This is a genomic window from Alteromonas australica, assembly GCF_000730385.1.
Classification (GTDB): domain Bacteria; phylum Pseudomonadota; class Gammaproteobacteria; order Enterobacterales; family Alteromonadaceae; genus Alteromonas; species Alteromonas australica.
Genome location: NZ_CP008849.1, coordinates 3262867 through 3285858, shown reverse-complemented (window position 1 = coordinate 3285858; position 22992 = coordinate 3262867). Strand labels below are relative to the sequence as shown.

Annotated in this window: 22 protein-coding genes and 1 pseudogene; 13 read left to right on the top strand and 10 right to left on the bottom strand. The window is 45.7% G+C overall.

The window, feature by feature from the left end:
• Positions 1–254 precede the first annotated feature (254 nt).
• Positions 255–1403 carry an S-(hydroxymethyl)glutathione dehydrogenase/class III alcohol dehydrogenase gene (locus tag EP13_RS14435; RefSeq protein ID WP_044057903.1) on the bottom strand — a complete coding sequence of 383 codons (1149 nt, stop codon included), beginning with the start codon at positions 1401–1403 and terminating at the stop codon, positions 255–257.
• A gap of 247 nt (positions 1404–1650) precedes the next feature.
• Between EP13_RS14435 and EP13_RS14430 the strand changes: the two genes are divergently transcribed.
• From EP13_RS14430 to ung, 5 genes are all read left to right on the top strand, one after another.
• Positions 1651–2523, top strand: coding sequence for a LysR family transcriptional regulator (locus EP13_RS14430; RefSeq protein ID WP_044057902.1), 873 nt, complete (start codon positions 1651–1653; stop codon positions 2521–2523).
• Between the two features lie 299 nt (positions 2524–2822).
• A complete protein-coding gene (gene thrA / locus EP13_RS14425) occupies positions 2823–5288 on the top strand; it encodes a bifunctional aspartate kinase/homoserine dehydrogenase I (protein ID WP_044057901.1) in 2466 nt (821 codons plus the stop codon).
• 16 nt (positions 5289–5304) lie between these two features.
• Positions 5305–6282 (top strand): homoserine kinase, encoded by a 978-nt coding sequence (gene thrB, locus EP13_RS14420; RefSeq protein WP_044057900.1) that lies wholly within the window; start codon positions 5305–5307, stop codon positions 6280–6282.
• A gap of 17 nt (positions 6283–6299) precedes the next feature.
• Entirely contained in the window at positions 6300–7586 is a 1287-nt protein-coding gene (gene thrC / locus EP13_RS14415; protein WP_044057899.1) for a threonine synthase, read from the top strand.
• Positions 7583–8242, top strand: coding sequence for a uracil-DNA glycosylase (ung, locus tag EP13_RS14410; RefSeq protein ID WP_044057898.1), 660 nt, complete (start codon positions 7583–7585; stop codon positions 8240–8242). The genes thrC and ung overlap by 4 nt, the downstream gene beginning before the upstream one ends.
• Before the next feature lie 52 nt (positions 8243–8294).
• Here the strand turns inward: ung and EP13_RS19130 are convergent, their stop codons facing one another.
• The 3 genes from EP13_RS19130 to tal form a co-directional block, all read right to left on the bottom strand.
• The gene (locus tag EP13_RS19130; protein ID WP_081869513.1) at positions 8295–8471 is read right to left on the bottom strand and encodes a DUF3545 family protein; all 177 of its coding nucleotides are present in this window, start codon (positions 8469–8471) and stop codon (positions 8295–8297) included.
• 278 nt (positions 8472–8749) lie between these two features.
• A complete protein-coding gene (gene pgi / locus EP13_RS14405) occupies positions 8750–10399 on the bottom strand; it encodes a glucose-6-phosphate isomerase (RefSeq protein ID WP_044057897.1) in 1650 nt (549 codons plus the stop codon).
• Positions 10400–10413: 14 nt separating this feature from the next.
• The gene (gene tal / locus EP13_RS14400) at positions 10414–11373 is read right to left on the bottom strand and encodes a transaldolase (protein WP_044057896.1); all 960 of its coding nucleotides are present in this window, start codon (positions 11371–11373) and stop codon (positions 10414–10416) included.
• A gap of 287 nt (positions 11374–11660) precedes the next feature.
• Here tal and yaaA point away from each other — a divergent pair, with 287 nt between their 5' ends.
• The 5 genes from yaaA to EP13_RS14375 all read left to right on the top strand — a co-directional run bounded on the left by yaaA (position 11661) and on the right by EP13_RS14375 (position 14938).
• Complete coding sequence (gene yaaA / locus EP13_RS14395) at positions 11661–12437, top strand: peroxide stress protein YaaA (RefSeq protein ID WP_044057895.1); 777 nt, start codon at positions 11661–11663, stop codon at positions 12435–12437.
• 310 nt (positions 12438–12747) lie between these two features.
• Complete coding sequence (locus EP13_RS14390) at positions 12748–13266, top strand: hypothetical protein (protein WP_044057894.1); 519 nt, start codon at positions 12748–12750, stop codon at positions 13264–13266.
• Positions 13267–13339: 73 nt separating this feature from the next.
• Positions 13340–13882, top strand: coding sequence for a helix-turn-helix domain-containing protein (locus EP13_RS14385; RefSeq protein WP_231497874.1), 543 nt, complete (start codon positions 13340–13342; stop codon positions 13880–13882).
• The gene (locus EP13_RS14380) at positions 13879–14601 is read left to right on the top strand and encodes an AzlC family ABC transporter permease (RefSeq protein WP_044057893.1); all 723 of its coding nucleotides are present in this window, start codon (positions 13879–13881) and stop codon (positions 14599–14601) included. The genes EP13_RS14385 and EP13_RS14380 overlap by 4 nt, the downstream gene beginning before the upstream one ends.
• Positions 14591–14938 (top strand): AzlD domain-containing protein, encoded by a 348-nt coding sequence (locus EP13_RS14375; RefSeq protein WP_044057892.1) that lies wholly within the window; start codon positions 14591–14593, stop codon positions 14936–14938. Before EP13_RS14380 ends, EP13_RS14375 begins: the two co-directional genes overlap by 11 nt.
• A 4-nt stretch (positions 14939–14942) precedes the next feature.
• On the opposite strand, the gene EP13_RS14370 is transcribed toward EP13_RS14375, so the two are convergent.
• Positions 14943–15464, bottom strand: a complete 522-nt coding sequence (locus EP13_RS14370; RefSeq protein ID WP_044057891.1) for a DUF421 domain-containing protein — start codon at positions 15462–15464, stop codon at positions 14943–14945.
• Between the two features lie 380 nt (positions 15465–15844).
• Here EP13_RS14370 and EP13_RS14365 point away from each other — a divergent pair.
• The 3 genes and pseudogenes from EP13_RS14365 to EP13_RS14355 all read left to right on the top strand — a co-directional run.
• A pseudogene (locus EP13_RS14365) lies at positions 15845–16903 on the top strand (polysaccharide lyase family 7 protein); the annotation flags it as partial.
• A 616-nt stretch (positions 16904–17519) separates the two neighbouring features.
• The gene (locus tag EP13_RS14360) at positions 17520–17723 is read left to right on the top strand and encodes a hypothetical protein (protein WP_044057889.1); all 204 of its coding nucleotides are present in this window, start codon (positions 17520–17522) and stop codon (positions 17721–17723) included.
• Between the two features lie 82 nt (positions 17724–17805).
• A complete protein-coding gene (locus EP13_RS14355) occupies positions 17806–18141 on the top strand; it encodes a VOC family protein (protein ID WP_044057888.1) in 336 nt (111 codons plus the stop codon).
• A gap of 44 nt (positions 18142–18185) precedes the next feature.
• Here the strand turns inward: EP13_RS14355 and EP13_RS14350 are convergent, their stop codons facing one another.
• From EP13_RS14350 to EP13_RS14330, 5 genes are all read right to left on the bottom strand, one after another.
• Positions 18186–20207, bottom strand: a complete 2022-nt coding sequence (locus EP13_RS14350) for an NADPH-dependent 2,4-dienoyl-CoA reductase (RefSeq protein WP_231497873.1) — start codon at positions 20205–20207, stop codon at positions 18186–18188.
• 132 nt (positions 20208–20339) lie between these two features.
• Positions 20340–20780, bottom strand: coding sequence for a DUF4426 domain-containing protein (locus EP13_RS14345; RefSeq protein WP_044057886.1), 441 nt, complete (start codon positions 20778–20780; stop codon positions 20340–20342).
• Between the two features lie 36 nt (positions 20781–20816).
• Positions 20817–21356, bottom strand: a complete 540-nt coding sequence (locus tag EP13_RS14340) for a YggT family protein (RefSeq protein ID WP_044057885.1) — start codon at positions 21354–21356, stop codon at positions 20817–20819.
• A 21-nt stretch (positions 21357–21377) separates the two neighbouring features.
• A complete protein-coding gene (gene proC / locus EP13_RS14335; protein WP_044057884.1) occupies positions 21378–22199 on the bottom strand; it encodes a pyrroline-5-carboxylate reductase in 822 nt (273 codons plus the stop codon).
• Positions 22200–22284: 85 nt separating this feature from the next.
• The gene (locus EP13_RS14330) at positions 22285–22983 is read right to left on the bottom strand and encodes a YggS family pyridoxal phosphate-dependent enzyme (RefSeq protein WP_044057883.1); all 699 of its coding nucleotides are present in this window, start codon (positions 22981–22983) and stop codon (positions 22285–22287) included.
• Positions 22984–22992 lie beyond the last annotated feature (9 nt).

The window sequence follows — 22992 nt, the reverse complement described above, 5'->3', positions numbered from 1 at the left end:
CTAAACTGCATAAAAAAAGGATAAGGAGGGGCGTTAAATTGACAACACGGCTTGTGACGTTCTTCATGATGCAGCTTTCTTCTGTTTGCTCGAAATTTAAGCTTAAATGAAAAGCCATGAAATTGATACTCAGCCATTCCGTGTTCAAAAAGCCTCTGCGTTTCAATTAAAAGTCTGTGGTGAAGGGCGTGTTTTATACGAAAAAGGGAGCGTACCGTGAAAGTATGCTCCCTTTTAGAAAGACCAAGTGAAGGCTATTTATTCATATGTACCACTGAACGAATGCTTTCACCTTTGTGCATTAAATCAAAGGCATCATTGATTTCAGCTAAGCCCATGGTATGTGTGATGAACTCTTGTAATCCGAACTCACCGTCTAGATAACGTTCAACAATGCCAGGTAGTTCAGAGCGTCCTTTTACTCCGCCAAATGCAGAGCCACGCCATACACGACCCGTGACAAGTTGAAATGGACGGGTAGAAATCTCTTGCCCAGCGCCAGCGACGCCAATGATGACAGATTCGCCCCATCCTTTGTGGCAGCACTCTAGTGCAGAACGCATAACGTTAACGTTGCCAATACACTCAAAAGAGTAGTCAACACCGCCCTCTGTCATTTCAACAATCACTTCTTGAATAGGCTTGTCATAGTTTTTGGGGTTAACTAAATCTGTCGCACCTAATTGAGAGGCCAGTTCAAACTTGCTTTCATTAATATCAATACCAATGATTCGCGACGCGCCCGCCATTCTTGCACCTATGATGGCTGACAAGCCGATGCCGCCAAGGCCGAAAATAGCCACCGTGTCACCTTCTTGCACTTTCGCTGTGTTTAGCACTGCGCCCATACCGGTAGTGACACCACAACCTAGCAAGCATACTTCTTCAAGTGGGGCAGATTTGTTCACTTTTGCCAACGAAATCTCAGGCAATACGGTGTACTCGGAAAACGTAGAGCAGCCCATGTAGTGATAGATGGGTTCACCGTCTTTTGAGAAGCGGCTGGTGCCATCTGGCATGAGGCCTTTGCCTTGCGTTTCACGTACTGCTTGGCATAAATTGGTTTTGCCCGACGTACAAAACTTACATTCCCCACACTCCGCAGTGTATAACGGAATGACATGGTCGCCGACTTCAACCGAAGTAACTCCTTCGCCAACCATTTCTACAATGCCGCCACCTTCGTGGCCGAGTACAGCAGGAAATACCCCTTCAGGATCTTCGCCAGATAAAGTGAATGCATCGGTATGACACACACCAGTGGCAATGATTCTAACTAATACTTCACCTTTCTTAGGCAGCTCTACATCCAGCTCTTCCATTTTTAATGGTTCGCCTGGACCCCATGCGACTGCGGCTTTCGATTTAATATGTGTTTGACCATCTTTGAGTGCTAGTGACATTACGTACTCCTACATTCGTCTTGTATCGTTGCCTTCCCAATGAGGGAAGGGGGAGATAAATCTTAGGGCTTAAGTATAGAAGTAGAGGTCTATTTGATAAATACAATACAGGTAATTCATTATTACATATTTGAAATAATAGGCTAGTATACGGGTATGACCCTTAACCTTAATATCGTCGCCGCTTAAGTTAGCCTATTCAGCAGTGTCAAAAGCAAAGACGATGAGCATAAAAAAGAGATTCAGCATGGTTTGGGAAGGAATAATAGAATTCACCACGGTGGCTGATTTAAACAGTTTTACTTCTGCGGCGATTAAACTCGACACGTCTGTGGCGCAAGTCAGCAGAAAAGTCGCGAGTTTAGAAAAGCAATTAGGCGTAAAGCTTTTTAATCGTTCTACTCGCAATGTGTCGCTCACTGAAGCGGGGAGGGTGTATTACGCCCAATGTGCTCCTGCACTTGCTGCGCTCCAGGACGCTGAGCTAATGGTGACGGAGTTACAACGCGTGCCCAGTGGTTTGATTAAAATGACGGTGCCAGTGGCGTTCGGAGAAGCATTCGTTGCGCCCCTGCTTAATCGCTTTTTGAAGCAATACACGGATATTTCAATTGAGTGTAAATTTTCTAACGACACCGTGGACATTATTGAGCAAGGGCTGGATTTGGCGATTCGAATTGGCCACCTCGAAGATTCTTCCTTAGTGGCGAAAAAATTAGCCACACGCCAGCTGTTTGTATGCGCGAGTGAAGACTACCTTCGTAAACATGGTGAACCTAAAGTGTTGGACGATTTAAAAGCCCATGCATGTTTGGTGGGCTCCCACTCCTATTGGCGATTTCATTGGAAAGGGGAGTCTCGTGTGCATAAAATCCAGGGGAGAATTAAATATAATAGTGGTAACGCCCTTCGTCACGCCGCCTTAGAAGGGTTGGGATTGGTGCAACTGCCTGGCTTTTACGTGCGCAACGATCTTGAAAAACGCAAGCTCATCGAAGTGCTGGCAGATCATAGAGACGAAAAAGAGGCCGTATGGGCACTTTTTCCTTCTAATCGTCATATGGCACCTAAAGTTCGCGTGCTGGTGGATTACTTGGGGCAACACCTCGAAGACGGATAAGTCAGCTAATATCGCTTAATTCGAAACGAGTTTCAGGAAATATTTCACTTTGTGCAATACAGTATGGTGAAAACTGCGGTTGACAGATAGACGTCTATACGGCAAATTGTCGTTATGAAAAAGATTCTTCTTATGGGCACCACCAGCATTATGATTACCACCTTAAATAGGGCGGTCGCTGGCTAGTGCAAGTAAGCAAAAGACAACGAAAGCCCGCCCTTACAGAGAGCGGGCTTTTTTTTACTCACGCCAACCTAGTTTAAGAAAGAGAGCTTTGGCGTAAATAATAGGAGCAGCACATGAAAGTCTTAAAGTTTGGGGGTTCTTCACTTGCCGACGCACCGCGCTATTTGCGCGTGACGGACATTAGCACGGCCACCCACCAAACCGACGGTGCTGCGGTTGTACTCTCTGCCCCTAAAGGGGTAACGAATGCACTATCGCTTTTGTGTGAGCAAGCAGCCGCAGGTGAGGATTTCCAACCCCTTTTTGAAAAGCTCACCAGCACCGTTACCGGTATTGCAAGCGCCTTGAACGAAACGCTTACGGGGTTTGAATATGCAAACGTTATCGACTTTATCGACACCCATTTAGGGGTGTTAAAGCAACACCTTGAGGGTATTAAGCTGTTAGGTGTTGCACCCGATAATGTGTCGGCAGGCATATTAAGTATTGGTGAGTACATTTCTGTCACGTTATTTAGTGCAATATTGTCTGCCAAGGATATTAAAAATCGCATTATTGACCCTGTATCTTATATTTTGGCTGAGGGCGATTATCTAGACAGCATCGCCGATGTTTCTCTCAGCAAGGCCAGATTTACTGATGTGCCTAACGATGGTAGTGAGCTGCTCATTATGCCCGGTTTCGTCGCGGCCAATGAAGACGGCGAGAAAGTCACGTTAGGCAGAAACGGCTCAGACTACTCAGCTGCAATATTAGCCGCCTGTATAGACGCCAGCTGTTGTGAGATTTGGACAGATGTTGACGGTGTTTATAACGCCGATCCTAATCAAGTAGAAGGCGCAGTACTGCTTGACAAGCTAACCTATCAAGAAGCAATGGAGCTATCTTATTTTGGTGCGAAAGTGCTGCATCCAAAAACCATTGGCCCCATTGCGCAACATCATATTCCTTGTTTGATCCGCAATACATTGAACCCGGCTGCACCCGGTACGCTTATCAGTAATGAAAAAAGTGAAAAGTGGACATCGGTTAAAGGCATTTCACAACTTGATGATGTCACCATGTTCAATGTAGCAGGCCCAGGTCTTAAAGGTATGGTGGGAATGGCAAGCCGTGTATTTGAAGTGATGTCAAATGCCAATATCTCTATCAGCTTAATTACCCAGTCGTCTTCTGAGTATTCCATCAGTTTCTGTATTCAAAGTAAAGACGCGCCAAAAGCGCTCCAGTTACTGGAAGATGCCTTTGCGTTGGAACTTCAGAACCAATTGCTTGATCCCATTGAAATACGACAAGATCTCGCGATTGTTACCCTTGTGGGTGATGGTATGCGTCAAACCAAAGGACTTGCTGCTAAATTTTTTAACTCCCTTGCTCAAGCGCGGGTTAACAACGTGGCTATCGCGCAGGGGTCATCAGAGCGTTCAATTTCAACCGTGATTGAAAGTAAGCGTGCGAAAAAAGCGGTGAAGGTGATTCATCAGAATTTTTTCTCCGACCGCCATACCATTGACGTGTTTCTCGTAGGGTGTGGCAATGTAGGTACCGAGCTATTAAGCCAAATTTCTAAGCAGCAACCTGCGTTATTAAAGCGTAATATTCAGTTGCGGGTGTACGGTATTGCCAACAGCCGTAAATTGCTGCTTAACAGCCAAGGCATAGACCTCTCACAAGATTGGCAGCCTGCACTTGCCGCCGCGAGCGAGGGCCTCTCTATTGAACGTCTGCAACAGTTTGCCAATGACAACAGTTTGATTAACCCCGTTATTGTTGATTGTACAAGCCATGAAGCCATCGCCGAGCAGTACGTGGCTATGATGGAAAACGGTTTTCATGTGGTCACACCGAACAAAAAGGCGAACACCAGCTCTATGGCGTATTACCGTAAGCTGAGAAATACGGCCTTATCGACTAATCGCCAGTACCTTTATGAAACCACTGTAGGGGCTGGACTACCGGTAATCGATAATCTACAAAAGCTGTTTAGTGCAGGTGATGTGTTGCACCGTTTTGAAGGGATCCTTTCTGGTAGCCTTTCTTACGTATTTGGCAAGCTAGACGAAGGCATGACGTTGTCTGAAGCCACGGCTACAGCCAAAGAAAATGGCTTTACAGAGCCTGACCCAAGAGACGATCTGAGCGGCATGGATGTTGCCCGTAAGCTACTTATCATGGCGCGAGAAGCAGACCTATCTCTTGAGCTTTCGGATATTGAAATTGAATCGGTGTTACCGGAGGGGTTCGCTGAAGACTGCTCTATTGATGAGTTTATGCAGCAGCTTCCAGCCTTAGACGACGGTTTCAAAGAACGAGTAGAAAGCGCAAAAGCAGAAGGCAAAGTACTGCGTTACATTGGCAGCATTGAAGGCGATAAATGCAAAGTGACCATTCAAGCTGTGCCTGCGAGTAACCCACTTTCACAAGTCAAAGACGGTGAAAACGCGTTGGCGATAAACAGTGATTACTATAACCCTATTCCTTACGTCATTCGCGGTTATGGAGCGGGTGGCACAGTGACAGCGGCAGGCGTGTTTGCAGATATTTTACGCACCATGCCGTGGAAGCAAATGGCGCATTAGTAAAGAGGCATATGAAATGAAAGCATTACGTGCATATGCACCCGCATCTATCGGCAATGTCAGTTTAGGGTTTGACGTGTTAGGCGCAGCACTTGCGCCTGTGGATGGCAGCCAATTAGGCGACGTGGTGGATATTACCGCTGCCGAGTCATTTTCGTTAACCACCGTTGGCACATTTGCTCACAAGCTACCCGCAGGCGCAGACAATAACATTGTGACTAAGTGTTACCACTTCTTTTGCCAAGCGATGGAAAAACACGGTAAAGCGACCACGCCGGTGGCGCTAACCTTACATAAAAACTTGCCTATCGGCAGTGGCTTGGGCTCGAGTGCAAGTTCTATAGTGGCCGCTTTTGCCGCGCTAAATGGTTATTTTGATTGCCCTTTCGATGAAGACACGCTTCTGCACATGATGGGGGAGCTGGAAGGACAAATTAGCGGCAGTATTCACTACGACAATGTTGCACCTTGTTATCAAGGTGGCATGACCTTAATGACGGGTGCCCAAGAGCCTGTCACGCTGTCTTTGCCCCTTAATCCAACGTGGTATTATGCAATTTGTTATTCTGGTATTAGCGTTTCAACAGCCGCAGCGCGGGATATTTTGCCTAAGCAGGTAGAAATGAGCACCGCGTTAACCTTTGGCCGACAGCTAGGGGTATTTGTTCATGCGTTGCATGCAGGAGAGTTTGACCTGGCTGCGTCGGTAATGAAAGACGTGATAGCTGAACCTTATCGTAAATCACTGTTACCGGGGTTTGACGATGCAAGAGCATTTAGTGAGCGAGAAGGTGCCCTTGCGTTTGGCATATCTGGGTCTGGGCCCACGGTTTTTGCCGTGTGCAGTAGTGAACAACAAGCGCAGCGCATCGCCCGCTATTTAGATGAAAATTATATTCAAAATGAAGACGGTTTCAGCCGTGTGTGTCAAATTCCTCAAGCAGGAACAGTGGTAAGCCCACTGAACGAAAACGACACCGCACCGGCACTTTGATAAAAAGGTAATAATTCGTGGAATTGGTAAACTTAAAAGATTCACAGGACACAGCATCTTTCGCCGAGGCGGTAAAGCGCGGTTTAGGTAAGCAACAGGGGCTGTATTTTCCAACAAATATCCCTACTCTTGATGACATTGATGGCCTTCTGGAAATGCCATTTGTTGAGAGAAGCATAAAGGTGTTACGTGCACTGATTGGCGATGAACTCAACAACGGCGAGTTAGAAGAAATAGTGACTCAAGCTTTTGCCTTTGGCGCTCCCGTTGCGCAAGTGACCGACAACGTGTATACCCTTGAATTGTTCCATGGTCCTACGCTGGCATTCAAAGATTTTGGTGGCCGCTTTATGGCGCAAACCCTATCGAGAATAAGCGAAGGTAAGCCTATTACCATATTAACCGCAACCTCTGGTGATACCGGTGCGGCTGTGGCTCACGCCTTTCATGGTATCGATAATATTAATGTTGTTATTCTATTCCCGAAAGGCAAAATCAGTGCCCTGCAAGAAAAGTTGTTTACCACCTTAGGTGGAAATATACATACTGTTGCCGTGGAATCTGACTTTGATGCCTGTCAGGCGTTGGTGAAAACGGCATTTGACGATGTTGACGTAAGAGAAGGGCTGCACCTGAATTCTGCCAACTCTATTAATATTAGTCGTTTACTTGCGCAAGTGTGCTATTACTTCGAAGCCATGGCGCAGTTGCCAAAAGACAAACGCGACCAGCTAGTGGTATCAGTACCTAGTGGAAACTTTGGTAACTTAACAGCGGGTATGATTGCTAAGGCTATGGGCCTTCCTATTAAGCGTTTTATTGCTGCAACTAACTTAAATGATACCGTGCCGCGTTACCTTAAAACGGGCGAGTGGGCGCCGAAGCAAACTGTGGCAACCATGTCCAACGCAATGGATGTTAGCCAACCTAACAACTGGCCGCGAATTGAAGCGCTAGTAGAGCAAGGTTACATTGATAAAGCTTGCCTAAAAGGTGAAATGGTCGATGAGGAATATACGCAGTTAGCCATGCGTCAACTATCACAACTGGGTTATACCAGTGAGCCTCACGCAGCCATTGCCTACAGAGCCGTGAGTCATGATTTAGAAGAAGGTGAAATTGGCTTGTTCTTAGGAACGGCGCACCCGGCTAAGTTCCGTGAGACGGTGGAAAATGTACTGGGTACGCCCATAAGCCTTCCTCAAGAGCTTGCCGATGTCGCCGGAGAAGATAGCTTAGCGATAGATTTACCGTCTTCCTACGAGGCATTAAAACAGCATATGATGGATTTGCTTAAAGCATGATGGATTGGGCTGAAGCCTTAAGTGCAGAGAAAGAAAAACCGTATTTTTCTGCACTTATGGATAAGGTGAATGCTGAGCGGAGGGCGGGGAAGCCTATCTATCCGCCTGCGGGGCAGGAATTCAATGCGCTCACACTTACCCCTCTAAATCAGGTTAAGGTGGTGATTTTAGGGCAAGACCCTTATCACGGCCCCAAACAAGCTCACGGGCTTTGCTTTTCTGTACCAGAGGGGGTAAAAACGCCGCCTTCACTTAAAAATATCTATAAAGAACTTGAGAGTGACATTACCCATTTCTCGGTGCCAGAGCATGGAAATTTAACGTCCTGGGCAAAGCAGGGGGTGTTGTTGCTGAATACTGTGCTGACTGTAGAGCAAGGCAAGGCGCACAGCCACGCTAAATGGGGCTGGGAAGTTTTTACCGATGCAGTTATTGCAGCCGTAAACGAACAGCAACAAAAGGTTGTATTTTTGCTGTGGGGCAGCCATGCACAAAAAAAGGGTAGACAGATAGACCGCGAAAAACACCACGTTTTGCACGCGCCTCATCCTTCACCACTTTCAGCACATCGTGGCTTTTTCGGCTGTAAACACTTTAGCCAAACGAATCAGTACCTTACTGAACACGGGGCATTACCCATTCAGTGGCAGGTATAAATACGTTGGACAGAAAGTAAAAAGGCCGCCTGTACATGCAGGCGGCCTTTTTTTATCTTTCGAGTGTTTCTAGCTCATATTCGAACCCACAATCGAGTTCTGCGAGCTCTTTTTCTAGTGCAAAGCGATCTTGCAGCGCTTCTATTTCTCTCCACTTGCGTTTCTTGCTTTTTGTTTTTGCTGGGCTTGCTTCAATGTCTAACATGGCAAATAGATCTGACTTATCCACTGGGATCTCCTTTTAATACCACTACAACAGTACAGAGTGCTTTTATTTCCCTCTGTATATTTTTGTATCACAGCCACATCTAAAATAAAACAGGTAAATTTACCTTTTATTAACAAAATGTGACAGTATGATGACAGGGTATCCACCGTTCAAGGGCCGAGCGAAAAGCGATACGAGAAAAATGCATTCTCGTGGGAGAAACAAAAATGGCCGGTATAAGCCGGCCATTCAGTCTATTTATTGCACCAAAGGTGAATGGTTAATTCACACTAGTTTCCTTACTTTGGTGCATTCGCTGCTCTGAAACGGGCAATCAATTGTTGGGTTGATGCGTCGAAGTTCTCTTTTTCTGCTTCACCCTGAATGCCTGCAAGCACCTGGTTTCCAAGTACTTTTCCTAACTCTACGCCCCATTGGTCGAATGAGTTAAGGTTCCAGATAACGCCCTGAACGAATACCTTATGTTCATACATTGCAACCAACGCGCCAAGTGTTTTAGGCGTAAGGCTATCGAACAAAAATGTGTTACTTGGCTTGTTACCAGGCATGGTTTTATGCGCCGCTAGACGTCTGCGTTCATCGTCGTCTAGCCCTTTGTCCTCAAGGTCGGCATAACAGGCTTCAAAGCTTTTCCCCTGCATTAATGCCTGTGTTTGTCCAAAACAGTTTGAGGCAAGCATGGCATGATGGGTATCGTCTTGATTCGGTACATTTAGCGGCAACATAAAGTCTGCTGGAATGACTCCAGAACCTTGGTGAATAAGCTGATGGAAGCTGTGCTGGCCATTTGTTCCTTCACTTCCCCAGATGATTGGCCCAGTTGGGTAATCAACCTGCTCGCCGTCTTGGGTTACTTCTTTACCGTTACTTTCCATGTCCAACTGTTGAACATACGCAGGAAGGCCACGTAGGTAATGATAATAAGGCAGCAAGACATGAGATTGCGCATCAAAGAAGTTACGATACCAAATGCCTAATAGCGCCAGTAAAACAGGCATGTTCTCTTCAAGGGGCGCTTGTGTAAAGTGGGTGTCCATCTCAAATGCACCCTCAAGCAATCCTTTAAAGTTCTCAAACCCTAAGGCAAGAGAAATAGGAAGGCCTATTGCTGACCAAAGTGAATATCGGCCGCCGACCCAATCCCACATGGGGAAGATGTTTTCTTCCGCGATACCGAATTCTGTGGCTGCTTTGACATTTGAAGATACGGCCACAAAATGTTTAGCGATGTCTTGTTGCGTACCGCCCGATTTTAAGAACCATTCTTTCGCAGTAAGCGTATTTTGTAACGTTTCTTGGGTCGAGAATGACTTCGAAGACATCACCACTAAGGTTTCTTCGAAATCTACACGGGATAGAACATCGTGGATGTGGCAGCCATCAACGTTTGCCACAAAATGAACCTTAACCGAATCCACCGTGTGGGGCTTTAAGGCTTCTGTCATGATTTTAGGCCCTAGGAAAGAGCCACCGATACCAATTGCCACTATGTCTTTAACCGGCTTGCCCGTATAACCTGTGTGTTCGCCACGATGAACAGAGGCAGTGAAGGCTTCTATTTTCTCTAAGGTGGCGCGAACTTCAGGCATCACGTCTTTACCATCAACCACGACTTCGCGGTCGGAGAAATTCCTAAGCGCGGTATGCAAAACTGCGCGGCCTTCGGTACTATTAATTTGCTCACCAGAAAACATGGCATCGCGAAGCGTCTCAAGTTTACAGGCGCGAGCAAGGTCGAACAGTGCATTTAATGCATCGTCATTAACACGGTTCTTAGAATAATCTAAAAACAGCCCACAAGCTTCCAGTTGCATTTTATCCGCACGAGACGGATCGTCTGCGAACCAATCACGCATATGCGCGTTTTTCACTGAGGCAGCAATTTCAGATAGTTTTGTCCATTCTGGCAATGAAGTGAGTGCACTCATGAATGTATGTCTCCCTATGCGCTTAGCTTTTCGCGAAGTAGTACTTCTAGTTTTACTTGGTCTGCGGCGAAGTTGCGTATTCCTTCAGACAGCTTCTCTGTGGCCATGGCATCTTCATTCATTGCCCATCGGAATTCAGACTCGGTGAGTCGGTCGCCAGGGGTTTTACTTGCCCCTTTGTCCACCAGTTTTACTTCAAGTTCGCCTGGTTCGTTCGCCAGTTCTTCAAGAAGGGCAGGGCTAATGGTTAATCGATCACAACCCGCTAATTGCTGAATTTCGCCAATGTTTCTAAAGCTTGCGCCCATTACAACCGTTTTGTAACCGTGTTCTTTATAGTAGTTGTAAATACTGGTGACAGACACCACGCCCGGATCTTCATGGGCAGCGTACTCTGTTTTACCGGTAGATTTCTTATACCAGTCAAGAATACGACCCACAAAAGGAGAAATGAGGAAAACCCCCGCCTCTGCGCAGGCGCGAGCTTGTGCAAAGCTAAATAATAGGGTGAGATTACACTGGATACCTTTCTTCTCAAGTTCTTCTGCGGCTTGAATACCTTCCCACGTAGACGCCATTTTAATAAGGATTCGAGACTTATCTACGCCTGCATCTTCGTATAACTGAACAAGGCGCTCTGCTTTTTCAATGGTTGCGGCTTTGTCGAAAGACAAACGGGCGTCAACTTCAGTCGAAATACGGCCAGGTATCGTCGATGAAATTTCTTTCCCGATAGCCACAGAGAGTTTGTCTGCCGCGTCGGTAAGTTGTTGCTCGCTGTCGTTAGATTGCAATTTGGCCCATGCCACTGCATCGTCGATTAGGCTAGCGTACTGAGGCAAGCTTGCCGCTTTCAATAATAATGACGGGTTGGTTGTTGCATCGACAGGCTGATACTTTTTGATGGCATCGATATCACCGGTATCGGCAACAACGGTAGTGATGTCACGTAACGAAGCTAACTGATTGCTCATAATTCTCTCTAATCAATATTTAAAAATTCGGACAACTCGCCAGAAGAGCAAGTTGAATAAAACGGTCGCGTTTGCGTATGTAGGGTGTTGCCGCTTATAAACTGATGAAGCGTTTATGCGTTTAGGTGTAGTTATACCAAACCCGTGTGACAATTTATAGCTAAGGCGACGCAATTCGCGGCTAATCGGATTTCTCTGTTAAGACGATTACATGCTTTACTATGTCTTTTCGCACTTTTTTCAATGGGCAATGGTATAATAACTGTGTAAATAATTAAGGAGTCGAGATGTTAGTTGTTGTTTCCCCAGCGAAAAATTTAGATTTTGAGTCTGTAGTGCCTACCCGCGAATATACGCAACCGGCGTTACTTGATGAAACGGAACGATTAATGAAGGTTTGTCGTACCTTATCGCCAGCCGATCTCTCTTCGTTAATGAAAATCAGTGATAAGTTAGCCACCTTAAACGCCAACCGTTTTGCTGAATTCTCCACACCATTTACCCCTGAAAATGCTCGTCAGGCAATGTATGCGTTTAACGGTGACGTGTACACCGGGTTAGACGCTTACTCCCTTGATACTGACGCGGTAGCCTATGCACAAAACCATTTACGTATTTTATCAGGCCTTTACGGGTTATTGCGCCCACTAGATTTAATGCAAGCATATCGCCTTGAGATGGGAACTAAGTTGGCTAATCCTGCTGGTAAAGACTTATACGCTTTTTGGAACGACACTATTACGCTTGCACTCAACAAAGCGTTGGAAGCCCAAGGCGACAATGTGCTTATTAACCTTGCGTCTAACGAATACTTCAAAGCAGTGAAAAAGACATCGTTGGATGGCATGATTATCACGCCAACCTTTAAAGATTGTAAAAACGGTCAGTACAAGATTATTAGCTTCTTTGCCAAGAAAGCCCGAGGGTTGATGGCGCGCTATATTTTAGAAAATCGTGTAGAAGACGTTGAGGGCCTAAAAGCTTTCGACCTTGATGGCTACCAGTTCAGCGAAGCGCAAAGCACCTCTACCGAGCTTGTATTTCTAAGAAATCAGGAAAGTTAGTTTTCAGGGCTAACGCATTGTATGATGTTGGTAAAAGGTTTACTCACGTAAACCTTTTTTCCCTCCTACGTTTTTTCAACGCAGCCGATTAAGCCAATAAGCCCATCTGCTCGCCACCCATTCCGTTCTCTTTTCTCAATCTTCCAACGACTAAGGTTCAGCTGAGCTTTTGACGTCTGACTCATACCCTTAAAAAATTCCGTTACTTAGGACAGTGTCGATAATCCTTAATTTCCATTTAAATGGAATTGGGTGACGTGAAGAGTGACCTAGTTAGCAACTGGAATCTGGTAATGGAAGCGTTAAGAATATGGCAATTTATAGTCACGACAAGCAGTGTTTTTACCTTAACTTTCTCCTTAGTCGTACATCACGAAAAGAGGTATATGCCTATGCGTTGTCCAGAAACGTAATGAAAGGGTACCTAACCGTGTTGTATCTCTGTATGGCGTTTGTCGCTTGGGTTTTCGTTAAAAATATAGCGATGATTTCAAAGGTGGGATTGCATGTAACACCCAGTGAATTGAAAACATTGGGCTTCTTGTTTCTGTATGGCTCGGCGCCCCTCATACTCTTAGGGATATTCAGCCCATTATTGAAAAAAAAGAAAGTGGTATTGGCAACGCTACCACTTTGTATTCATCACTCAGTTATATTTTCACTTACCTTCTTGTTGTCTTTTTCTAATGCGTCGTTAGCGCTTACGTATTTCATCGTGCAAAGTGCGAGTAGTAATATGATGGTGTATATAGGTTTGCTATTCGCATTCACGGCAACCATTTTCTCCCTTTGTTCTGTCGTCAAAATAGCTAACGACAAACGCCTGTAAAAAGCATTGGATGAGAGTATTCGCTTGACTTTCACCTGTTCTATATATAGAACGTTCAATAAATGGAACAAATGTGAAGGTAGGCACGGTGAATCAATCGACGTTAAACATCCTAGGCCGGCATTTGCAAAAGTTGCGACAGGATAAAGGCGTGTCTTTGTCTCAGTTGGCAGCCGGCGCAGGCATTGCTAAATCTAACCTTTCTCGTTTAGAGCAGGGAGTAGGTAACCCCACCCTCGATACTATTTGGCGGCTAGCTAAGCAGCTTGATGTTCCTTTTGGTGAACTTGTTCAGCCTTTAAGTGCAAGCGTAGGTGAAAATGGTGTTGAAGTTAGGCTAATAGAGCAGGGCAAAGGAGAGCCTAATGTTGATGCTTACTGGATGTCTATAGCGCCACATACGCTGCGTGAAGCTGAATCCCATGCTACGGGTACGCGAGAGTGTATTACTGTCATCAGTGGTGCGATCGAGGTCGGAAACCTCGGTAAAACAGCGCGGCTTACACCGGGGCAAACCCTCTCATTTAACGCTGACCAACCCCATATTTATAGTACACAAACGCAATGGGCTACATGCCTTATTTCTATCGTTTACCACAAAGAGGCAATGTCATGAGTAGTTCCACTCAGCGAAGTGGTTGGAAGCAGGGAGTTTTAGATGGGTTGCCCTTATTGGGGGGCTACATTCCTGTGGCAATATCCTTTGGCGTTATCGCCGTACAAGCTGGGTTTACCACCCTGGAAGCCACGCTTATATCGGTATTCATTTATGCAGGGGCATCACAATTTTTATTGGTGGCAATGGTCGCCGCAGGCTCTCCTTTGTGGTTGGCTGTTTGTATGACTATGTTGGTCAATGTGCGTCACGTTGTTTATGCCCCTAATTTGGTGCCCTATTTAACACAGAGTAAGGCTTGGCCATTGCTTATGCATGGGCTTACCGACCAAATATTTGCTATTGCTCATACACGACTGCCGCAAATGGCTGACGCCGAAAAAGTCGATTGGTTTAAAGGTGTTTCCCTGGTTGCATGGGTAAGCTGGATTGCGGGCACGGCACTGGGAGGTATTGCTGGAGATTCATTGGCACAAAAATGGCCCGTTCTAGACAGTGTCATGCCGTTTGCGCTTCCTGCCTTATTCCTTGTATTACTGGCGCCTAAATTTTCGAATAAAACTTGGAGTTTGACCTTGCTGGTAACGATAACCGCCGCGTTACTTATGGCGCTCACGGTAATAAAAAATGCGGCTATCCCCATGGCTGCGCTTTGCGGCGCACTCACCTTTTTTATTCTTACGTCCAACTTTGGCAGGAAACACTTTCATGCAAACTGATATTTGGGTGGCTATTATCCTTGCCGCTATAGGGACATACGCGTTACGAGTTGGACCATTGCTATGGACTCAACGCCACTTTAATAAACACAAAGCGAGCAACACCGAAGCACGTTTACCCACATGGTTGAGTGTGCTTGGACCATTGATGATAGCTGCAATGCTGGGAACGTCGCTTATCCCTAAGGTACCATCAGCGTCTAGCTGGTTTGCCACGGTAGTAGGTACCCTGGTGACGATTTTGGTGTGGCGAAAATTCAAATCATTGGGACTGCCTGTTTTTTGTGGCGTATTGTCGTTTGGCCTAGCGTTAACGGCGACTTTCAATTGGCTTTAGGGGGCTAGGAGGGGATACTTCTTGTCCCCTCGAGTATTTCATCAGCGCAGTGATGTCCATGAAGTACTGAAATATCGCCGGTTGTTTCCAATACCACGGCTTTCACTTGCTGAATGTCCAACACATTGGCCTCTCGTAACTTGGCCATAAGATCGCTGCGTGCCACCCGAGTTTCAGCCAGTGCACTTTCAATAATCTGACCGTTGCGCATTAATATAACGGGCGTGTTCTGCATTACAGCTTCAATTGTGTCTGACTGTCTGCGCATTCGAGCCGTCACCGACTGCACTAAAAACAATGTCGCCATCGCTATCATCGCTTGTAAAAATGCCTCCCAGTTATTGGTTTGAGAGGCACTTGCTAGTAATGACCCCACCGCAACAGTCATGACAAAATCGAAATTAGTCATTTTGGAGAATGAACGTAACCCGTTTATACGTACCAGCACCACGACCCAAACCATCCCCATCGCCGTTAACAGCAGGCCTTTTAGTATGACATCCAGCATGGGATAGCTTGTAAACATAATTATCTCCTAGGTTTGTGGGGGCAGTAGCGCTTGTGCTTACCCGCGACAATTTTCACCACACTTAACGCAGCGGAAAGTAAGTCTATTCGCGTTAGTAATAGGTACTGAAAACGCCATGAATTAGATGACAATAACTGAAATTGCGCGGGGCGTGTTACGTTAAGGTGATGCTCTGCATTGCGTCGCATCTGTACAGATGTTTGGTGGGTTATATTTTTGAAACTATTTTGTAATTGGTATGTTATGGTGTTAAATTGGTATTACATTTTTTATGTATTGGTCAATTTGTTTGGTCTGCTTTGATGTCTAGGTTTATTCCCTGATGGGGTGACCAGTGAGGCAGATTAAAAGAAAACATGCTAACAATAGAGGTTAATATGGGTGTTAATTACCGCCTAATGGCGAGAAGCAGTGTGCTCGCGTGCATTATGCTTGCATCAACTGGGGTGAGCGCAAAAAACAGTGCTGTACCCGCGGATAAATTTGATTTAAGTGAATGGTATATAACCCTACCCACTGATGAAAACAATGATGGTAAACCTGATAATATCTCGGTGAAAGACATTCAGCGCTTTTCTCATCCTGACTTTTTCTATTTAGATGATGAGGGTGGCATGGTGTTTACTTCACCCAACAAAGCCCTTACCACCAAAAACTCTACAAATACGCGCAGTGAATTACGTCACATGTTGCGTGGTTCAAATACAAAAATTAAAACCCAATCGCCCAAAAATAGTTTTACAGTGGCAAGTAACCCCATTGCCAATAGGTTTGCTCGTGTGGGCGGAAAAATGGAGGCGACGTTAAAAGTAAATCACGTGGCGCTTCGTGCTAAATATCCAGAAAAGCCACCGGCGTTTTCTGTGGTGATTGGACAAATCCACGCAACCAAGTGGGAAAAGAAAGTAAAAGGGTTTGGTTGGGGTAACGAGCCACTGAAAATTTACTATAAAAAATGGCCTAATCATGAAACTGGCTCGGTGTTTTGGACCTACGAACGCAACCTCCCTAAATCTGACCCCAATCGAAGAGACATTGCTTATCCTGTTTGGGGTAATTTATGGAAAAACCCTGCTGATCCGGGGGAGCAAGGTATCGCGTTGGGTGAAGAGATAAGCTATGTGGTCAACGTTCACGGTGACGTTATGTACCTGACGTTTAAAGCCCAAGGTCGAGAAGATGTTGAATACAAGATTAATTTGGCGAATGCAGTGGATGCCCACGGGAAATTAGACCCCCATGATCATCCGTATGGGTATACGTTGGATTGGAATTATTTTAAAGCGGGAGCCTATAACCAATGTAGCACCAAAGACGATCCCGCGTTCTGGTATCCAGCATGTTTAGGTACAGGAAACTGGGCGGAAGATAAGGCTAACGGCGATTATGCCAGTGTTACCTTCAAGCGGCTGGTCGTGGGCGAAAGTACGCCGCCAAAAGCCAACCACGGTGAAAAGCCTAAAATAGGTGCCACGCTAAATAATAAAGTCTCGTTAAACTTAGAGGAATTACCGCCAAGTGCATTGCAAGCCATTATGGCCATTGAACCAAATTTTGCCATGCAGGAAGCTGAAAAAGAATCTAAGCACGGAAAAACCTACTTAGATGTAGAAGGCCACTTACCGAATGGCGACGAAATAGAGTTTGATATGCTAGAAACAGATGGCATATGGCAAGTTGTCGAAGTGCAACGTGACTTAACTTGGGAGCAATTGCCGGGAAATGTCGCTTCAGCACTGACAAGTCATGACTCTTCTTTTACCCCCAAGCGTATCATAGAAAGCAAACAGCACGGTACGCCGGTAACGGTTTACGAATTCTATGCGGTGGACAGCGACGGCAAAGAGTCTCGTAAAGAGGTGAAAGTGGAAGGTGGCGAAGCCACTGTGCTTAAAAAGGAATGGCAACACTAGGCCTATTCACTTTTCAGTGATATTTCTTTCCCCTGTTCATCGCCAGATTACAGGGGAGAGAAATGATTTGTTACTTAAATAGTTTTGACTGTTCATCGCTCTTCTTTTCTACTTATCCTTCCTATAGCCATCAGAGTAAATGACAGTGAAGTCTTATTGGCGATATATTCTTTTGTTTGTTTTTGCGCTTGTCGTTATTTATTGTTATGCCCGAGGTTTCTTTACTGGCGCATTAGTCTTTATTTTGGCCGCGATGGTATTAGAGATGCTTTTTTGGACGGGATTGTTTTCTCACCGTTTTCGTGGCAAAAAACGGCAAGGTAACAAAAACGGTTTATCTTAATTTTTGCGATAAGTGGCCGTGATCTTCGTTGGTGAGTTATTTAAAGTGGTGACTCATCACATCAACGTTCATGGAGAACACTGTGGATTTAGGACTTTTTTCATTAAGTTTAGCGGTTAAAAATATTGAAGTATCGAAGGAATTTTATGAAGCGTTAGGCTTCGAGGCGATGACGTCCTGTGGTTCAATAGAAGAAAAATGGCTAATAATGAAGAACGGGCAGACCATGATAGGCTTGTTCGAAGGTATGTTTGAAGAGAACATTCTCACCTTTAATCCAAGCGATGTTCGTTCAGTGCAAGAGAAATTAGCGGCTCACGGTGTAGACATTGACGTGCCAGTAAAAGGCGATAGTGGGCCGGGGCATTGCATAGTAAAAGACCCTGACGGCAATACCCTTATGTTCGACCAATTTTAGTTGCGCAAGGCGTGCTGCTTTAGCACTACCGCTTTTGCGGCTGCTTATATCGAGGCTGCGAACTCAGCACCCTGACGAATAGCTCGCTTGGCATCTAATTCTGCCGCAACGTCTGCGCCACCAATAATATGAACGCGAAGTCCTGCTTCTTCTAACGGCTGCTGAAGGGGTTTGAAAGGCTCTTGGCCCGCGCAAACAATAATGTTGTCCACCGGCAAGCACTTCTCTTCTTCGTTAACCACTATGTGTAAACCTTCATCATCTACTCGTTTATATTCTACGCCATTCAGCATTTGAACATTATGGTGCTTAAGTGATTGCCTGTGGATCCATCCGGTGGTTTTACCTAAATTTTTACCTACCTTAGATGTTCTTCGTTGTAGTAGGTAGACCTTTCTCTGTGAGGGGGTAATGTCTTTTTCAGCGAGGGCCCCAGGGTTTGAGTAAGTTTTATCAATCCCCCAGTGTTTTAACCAAGCGTCTTTATTGGTGGTTAGGCTTTCATTCTCAACAAGAAATTCTGCCACATCGAAGCCTATTCCCCCTGCGCCTATAACCGCAACCTGCTCGCCTACCTGTTTATGATCGCGAAGCACGTCTAAATACCCCATGACTTTAGGGTGGTCGTGGCCTTCAATGGTCAGTTGTCTTGGTTTTATTCCTGTGGCTAGCACCACATCATCAAAGCCTGCATCTATAAAGGTGTCAGCCTTAGCTTCTACCCCGAGGTGCAAGTTAACGCCGGCTCTATCTAACTGGTTTTTAAAGTAGCGTAAGGTTTCGTAAAATTCCTCTTTACCGGGAATTTGTTTCGCATAGTTAAATTGCCCGCCTATTTCGACGGCCTTATCATACAAATGAACCTCGTGACCTCTATCGGCGGCATACATAGAAAAAGCCAGTCCGGCTGGACCAGCACCCACCACGGCAATTTTCTTTTTTGTATCCACAGGAAGAAACGTAAGTTCGGTTTCATAACAGGCCTGAGGGTTAACCAAGCAACTGGCACGCTTTTGTGCGAAAGCATGGTCGAGGCAAGCTTGGTTACAGGCAATACAGGTATTAATAAGAGCAGATTCGTTTCGCATGGCTTTTGCCACGAAATGAGCATCGGCAAGGAAGGGACGCGCCATAGACACCATATCGGCATGCCCCTCCGATAACACGGCTTCAGCCACTTCAGGGGTGTTTATTCGGTTCGTGGTCACAAGGGGCACGGTCACTTCGCTTTTCATCCGTTGTGTTATCCACGTGAAGGCCGCGCGGGGGACAGACGTCGAGATGGTGGGGACTCTCGCTTCATGCCAGCCAATGCCGGTATTGATTAATGTTGCACCGGCACTTTCTATGGCTTTTGCAAGATAAACAACTTCATCCCATTCGGCGCCGCCCTCTACCAAATCCAACATAGAGAGGCGGTATATAATGATAAAGTTTTCACCCACCTTTTCGCGAATGCCTTTCACAATTTCAATGGCCATACGTGCGCGATTTTCTAAACTACCGCCCCATTCATCATCGCGGTGGTTGGTGCGTTTACAAAAAAATTGATTGATTAAATAGCCTTCAGAACCCATAACCTCTACGCCGTCGTAACCGGCTTGCTGGGCTAAACTTGCACATTTTATGTAATCTTTAATGGTACGTTTTACCGCATTAGACGATAACGCCCGCGGCTTAAAAGGCGTGATAGGAGATTTTACCGCCGATGCGGATACCGCTAGAGGGTGGTATCCATAACGACCCGAATGCAAAATTTGCATACATATTTTGCCCCCTTCAGCGTGGACGGCATCTGTGATCACCTTATGTTTTTTCGCGTGTCGCTTACTGGTCATACGGCCTGCAAAAGGCGCTACCCAGCCAGATAAGTTTGGGCTAATGCCGCCGGTTACGATGAGTGCTACACCCCCTTTAGCGCGTTCCGCATAAAAGGCTGCAAGCTTTTGAAAGCCGCCCTTTTCTTCCTCCAACCCCAAATGCATAGACCCCATTAAGGTGCGATTTTTTAGGGTGGTGAAGCCAAGGTCTAAAGGGGCTAGAAGGTGGGGGTAGGGCGTATTCATGGCGGTACTCATTCTCGTTATTATGCATTGCGGGCTGTTGTGACACCTTGTGTTAAGAAGTAGCAACTAGCCCGACCAGTTATAACGATTATTTACCACTCTACGCGTAGCGTAAAGATAAAGAGATGTTTTTTATTCGTCTACGTACATTTTTTGCTGAAATTTTAGTGTTTGCGCCGCGTTTCCTTTTTGAACATCGATGGTAAACCGATAGGTTTCTTGATCCCTAAAAGGCAAGACGGCCAAGTAGTAAATCGCATCGCCTTCTTCCACTTTTTTGAATGAGAGTTTTCGGCTATTGCCTATGAGGTTCCTTGCGTCTCCAGTCATAGAAACCCGTTGCGCTTCACCTGTCTTTGCATCCAGCACAGAGATATTCACCAGGGCATTAAATTTACTTCTAACGATGCCATAATTAGCCGCCACTTCAGGGGTTAAAAATGGCGTACTTACCACCATGTAATGTACATCCCAGTCACCCAGTTTTTGCTTTTGTTCTCCCAACGCATCACTGCTTACCAAGGCTGCAAACAGGGTGGCAAGAAGATAAAGGCGCTTGGTTAACGCTGTCATGGCTATTACCTCTTTTGGGTTATTGTTCAATATCAATTAATAAAGACGAAAAGTGTCTTGTAATAAAAGTTGCAAAAACTGCAAGGCAATAATGGCAATTAATACCGACAGGTCTAAGCCACCCAATGGCGGAATAACCCTGCGTATGGGGGCGAGAAAGGGCTCGGTAAGCTGATGTAGGACATAATCAATAGGAGATTGCCCTTGAGACACCCAACTTAATATGGCGCGTAACAATAGCACCCAAAACATCAAAGACAGAGCCTCTTTCACCACGGTGATAACCGCTAAAATTAGGATGGTTACTGGGTTTAAGCCAGCGCCAGCCATGGCACCTAGTGCAATAAGCTTTAACGCCGCTACCACAATCGCGAGCACGAGTGTTGCCGTATCTAAGCGGCCAATGGAAGGCACAATTCTGCGTAACGGCCCCACTATGGGATGTGTCGCTTTCACAACAAATTGACTCATTGGGTTGTAAAAGTCGGCGCGGGCTAATTGTAGCCACAACCGAAGAATAACCACCATTAAATACAGAGAAAATAGTGTATCAACCAGAAAAACCGTTGCGCTCATTGTGCTTAATTCCTACAAACGTTAAAGCTGTTTTGCCATTTCTTCAGCGCGGGCTACAGCCGCACGCATAGATTTACTAACTATGTCTTTTAAACCTTCATCAATAAAGGTATTCACTGCCTCAGCTGTGGTGCCCCCTTTTGATGTTACCTGAGCCCGAAGCTCGCTTAATTCTAAATCAGGATTATGACAAACCATTTCCGCTGCCCCTAACATGGCTTGTTGTACCATCAGGCGCGATTGTGCTTTGTCGAAGCCCATTGCCATCGCTTCTTCTTGCATGCATTGTAAAAACAAGAAGAAGTAGGCTGGGCTGCTGCCCGCCGCGGCAATAACGCCGTTAATTCCCTCTTCTTGTTCAACCCACACAGTTTCGCCGACGCTATTCATCACGTCGTCAACATACGTGCGGTCGTCTTCGCAAACCGTGCTATCAGCGTACATGCCCGACATACCTTTGCCGAGTAAACTTGGGGTGTTAGGCATGATCCTAACAACAGGATAGTCTCCCCCCAGCATTGCTTGTAATCTAGCCACAGGTAACCCTGCTGCAATACTGAGAAATAGTTTACCTGACAAGTCATTATTGTGTTGTAAATCAGCGCACATATCGCCCATGATTTGAGGTTTAACTGCAAGAACAATAGCGTCAGCGAACTGGCAGGCTTCATCATTAGATTGCGTAGTTTGAATACCAAATTCGCTCTTCAATTGGTCCAATTTAGGCGTAGATGGGTTACTCGCAAGAATGCGTGATTTGTCGTAACCTGACTGAATTAACCCACTAATGATGCTGCGGCTCATATTGCCCGCGCCGATAAATGCCAATTTTTTCTGTTGCATGTATATCCTTTTGAGTCGAGATTGTATTAACAGTATTTGCGGTGATGTATTTACGCCTTCAATGTCGCGTAACTACCTGTAAATCTTAGGAGGTAGTGTTGTTCCGTTGACCAAAAATAGCCGTCCCTATTCGCACCATTGTCGAGCCGTGATAAATGGCTTCTTGCATATCATTGCTCATTCCTACGGATAGGGTATCAAAATTGCTCAATGATGTATGGTATTGGTCAAATATTTCCTTTAACGCGCTGAGGGTTGCTTGTTGCTCTTGTGTCGATGGATTAGCTTTGGGGATGGCCATAATCCCACGCAATACAAGGCGGGGTAAACCTTCGATAAGTTGCGCTAAATAACCAAATTCCTCTTTGTTAATACCTGATTTACTTTGTTCGTCATCAATATTGAGCTGTATACACACGTTTAACGGAGGCAGGTGTGCTGGGCGCTGGTCATTCAATCGACGGGCTATTTTTTCCCGGCTTACCGACTGAACCCAGTGGAAGTGTTCAGCCACTATTTTGGTTTTATTCGACTGAATGGGGCCTATCATGTGCCACTCTATATCGCTAAGGTGGGACAGTTCTTGTACTTTGTCTACGCCTTCTTGAACATAGTTTTCGCCGAATAAACGTTGTCCTGCTTCATACGCTGCAATGATATCGGATACTGGTTTAGTTTTACTCACGGCTAGCAATTTTACCGAATTTGAAGGACGATGAGATTTGGCAGTCGCGCTTGCGATCTCCGCGTGTGCGGTTTCCAGTCGTTCTGCTATTGTTTGCATTGTTCACCT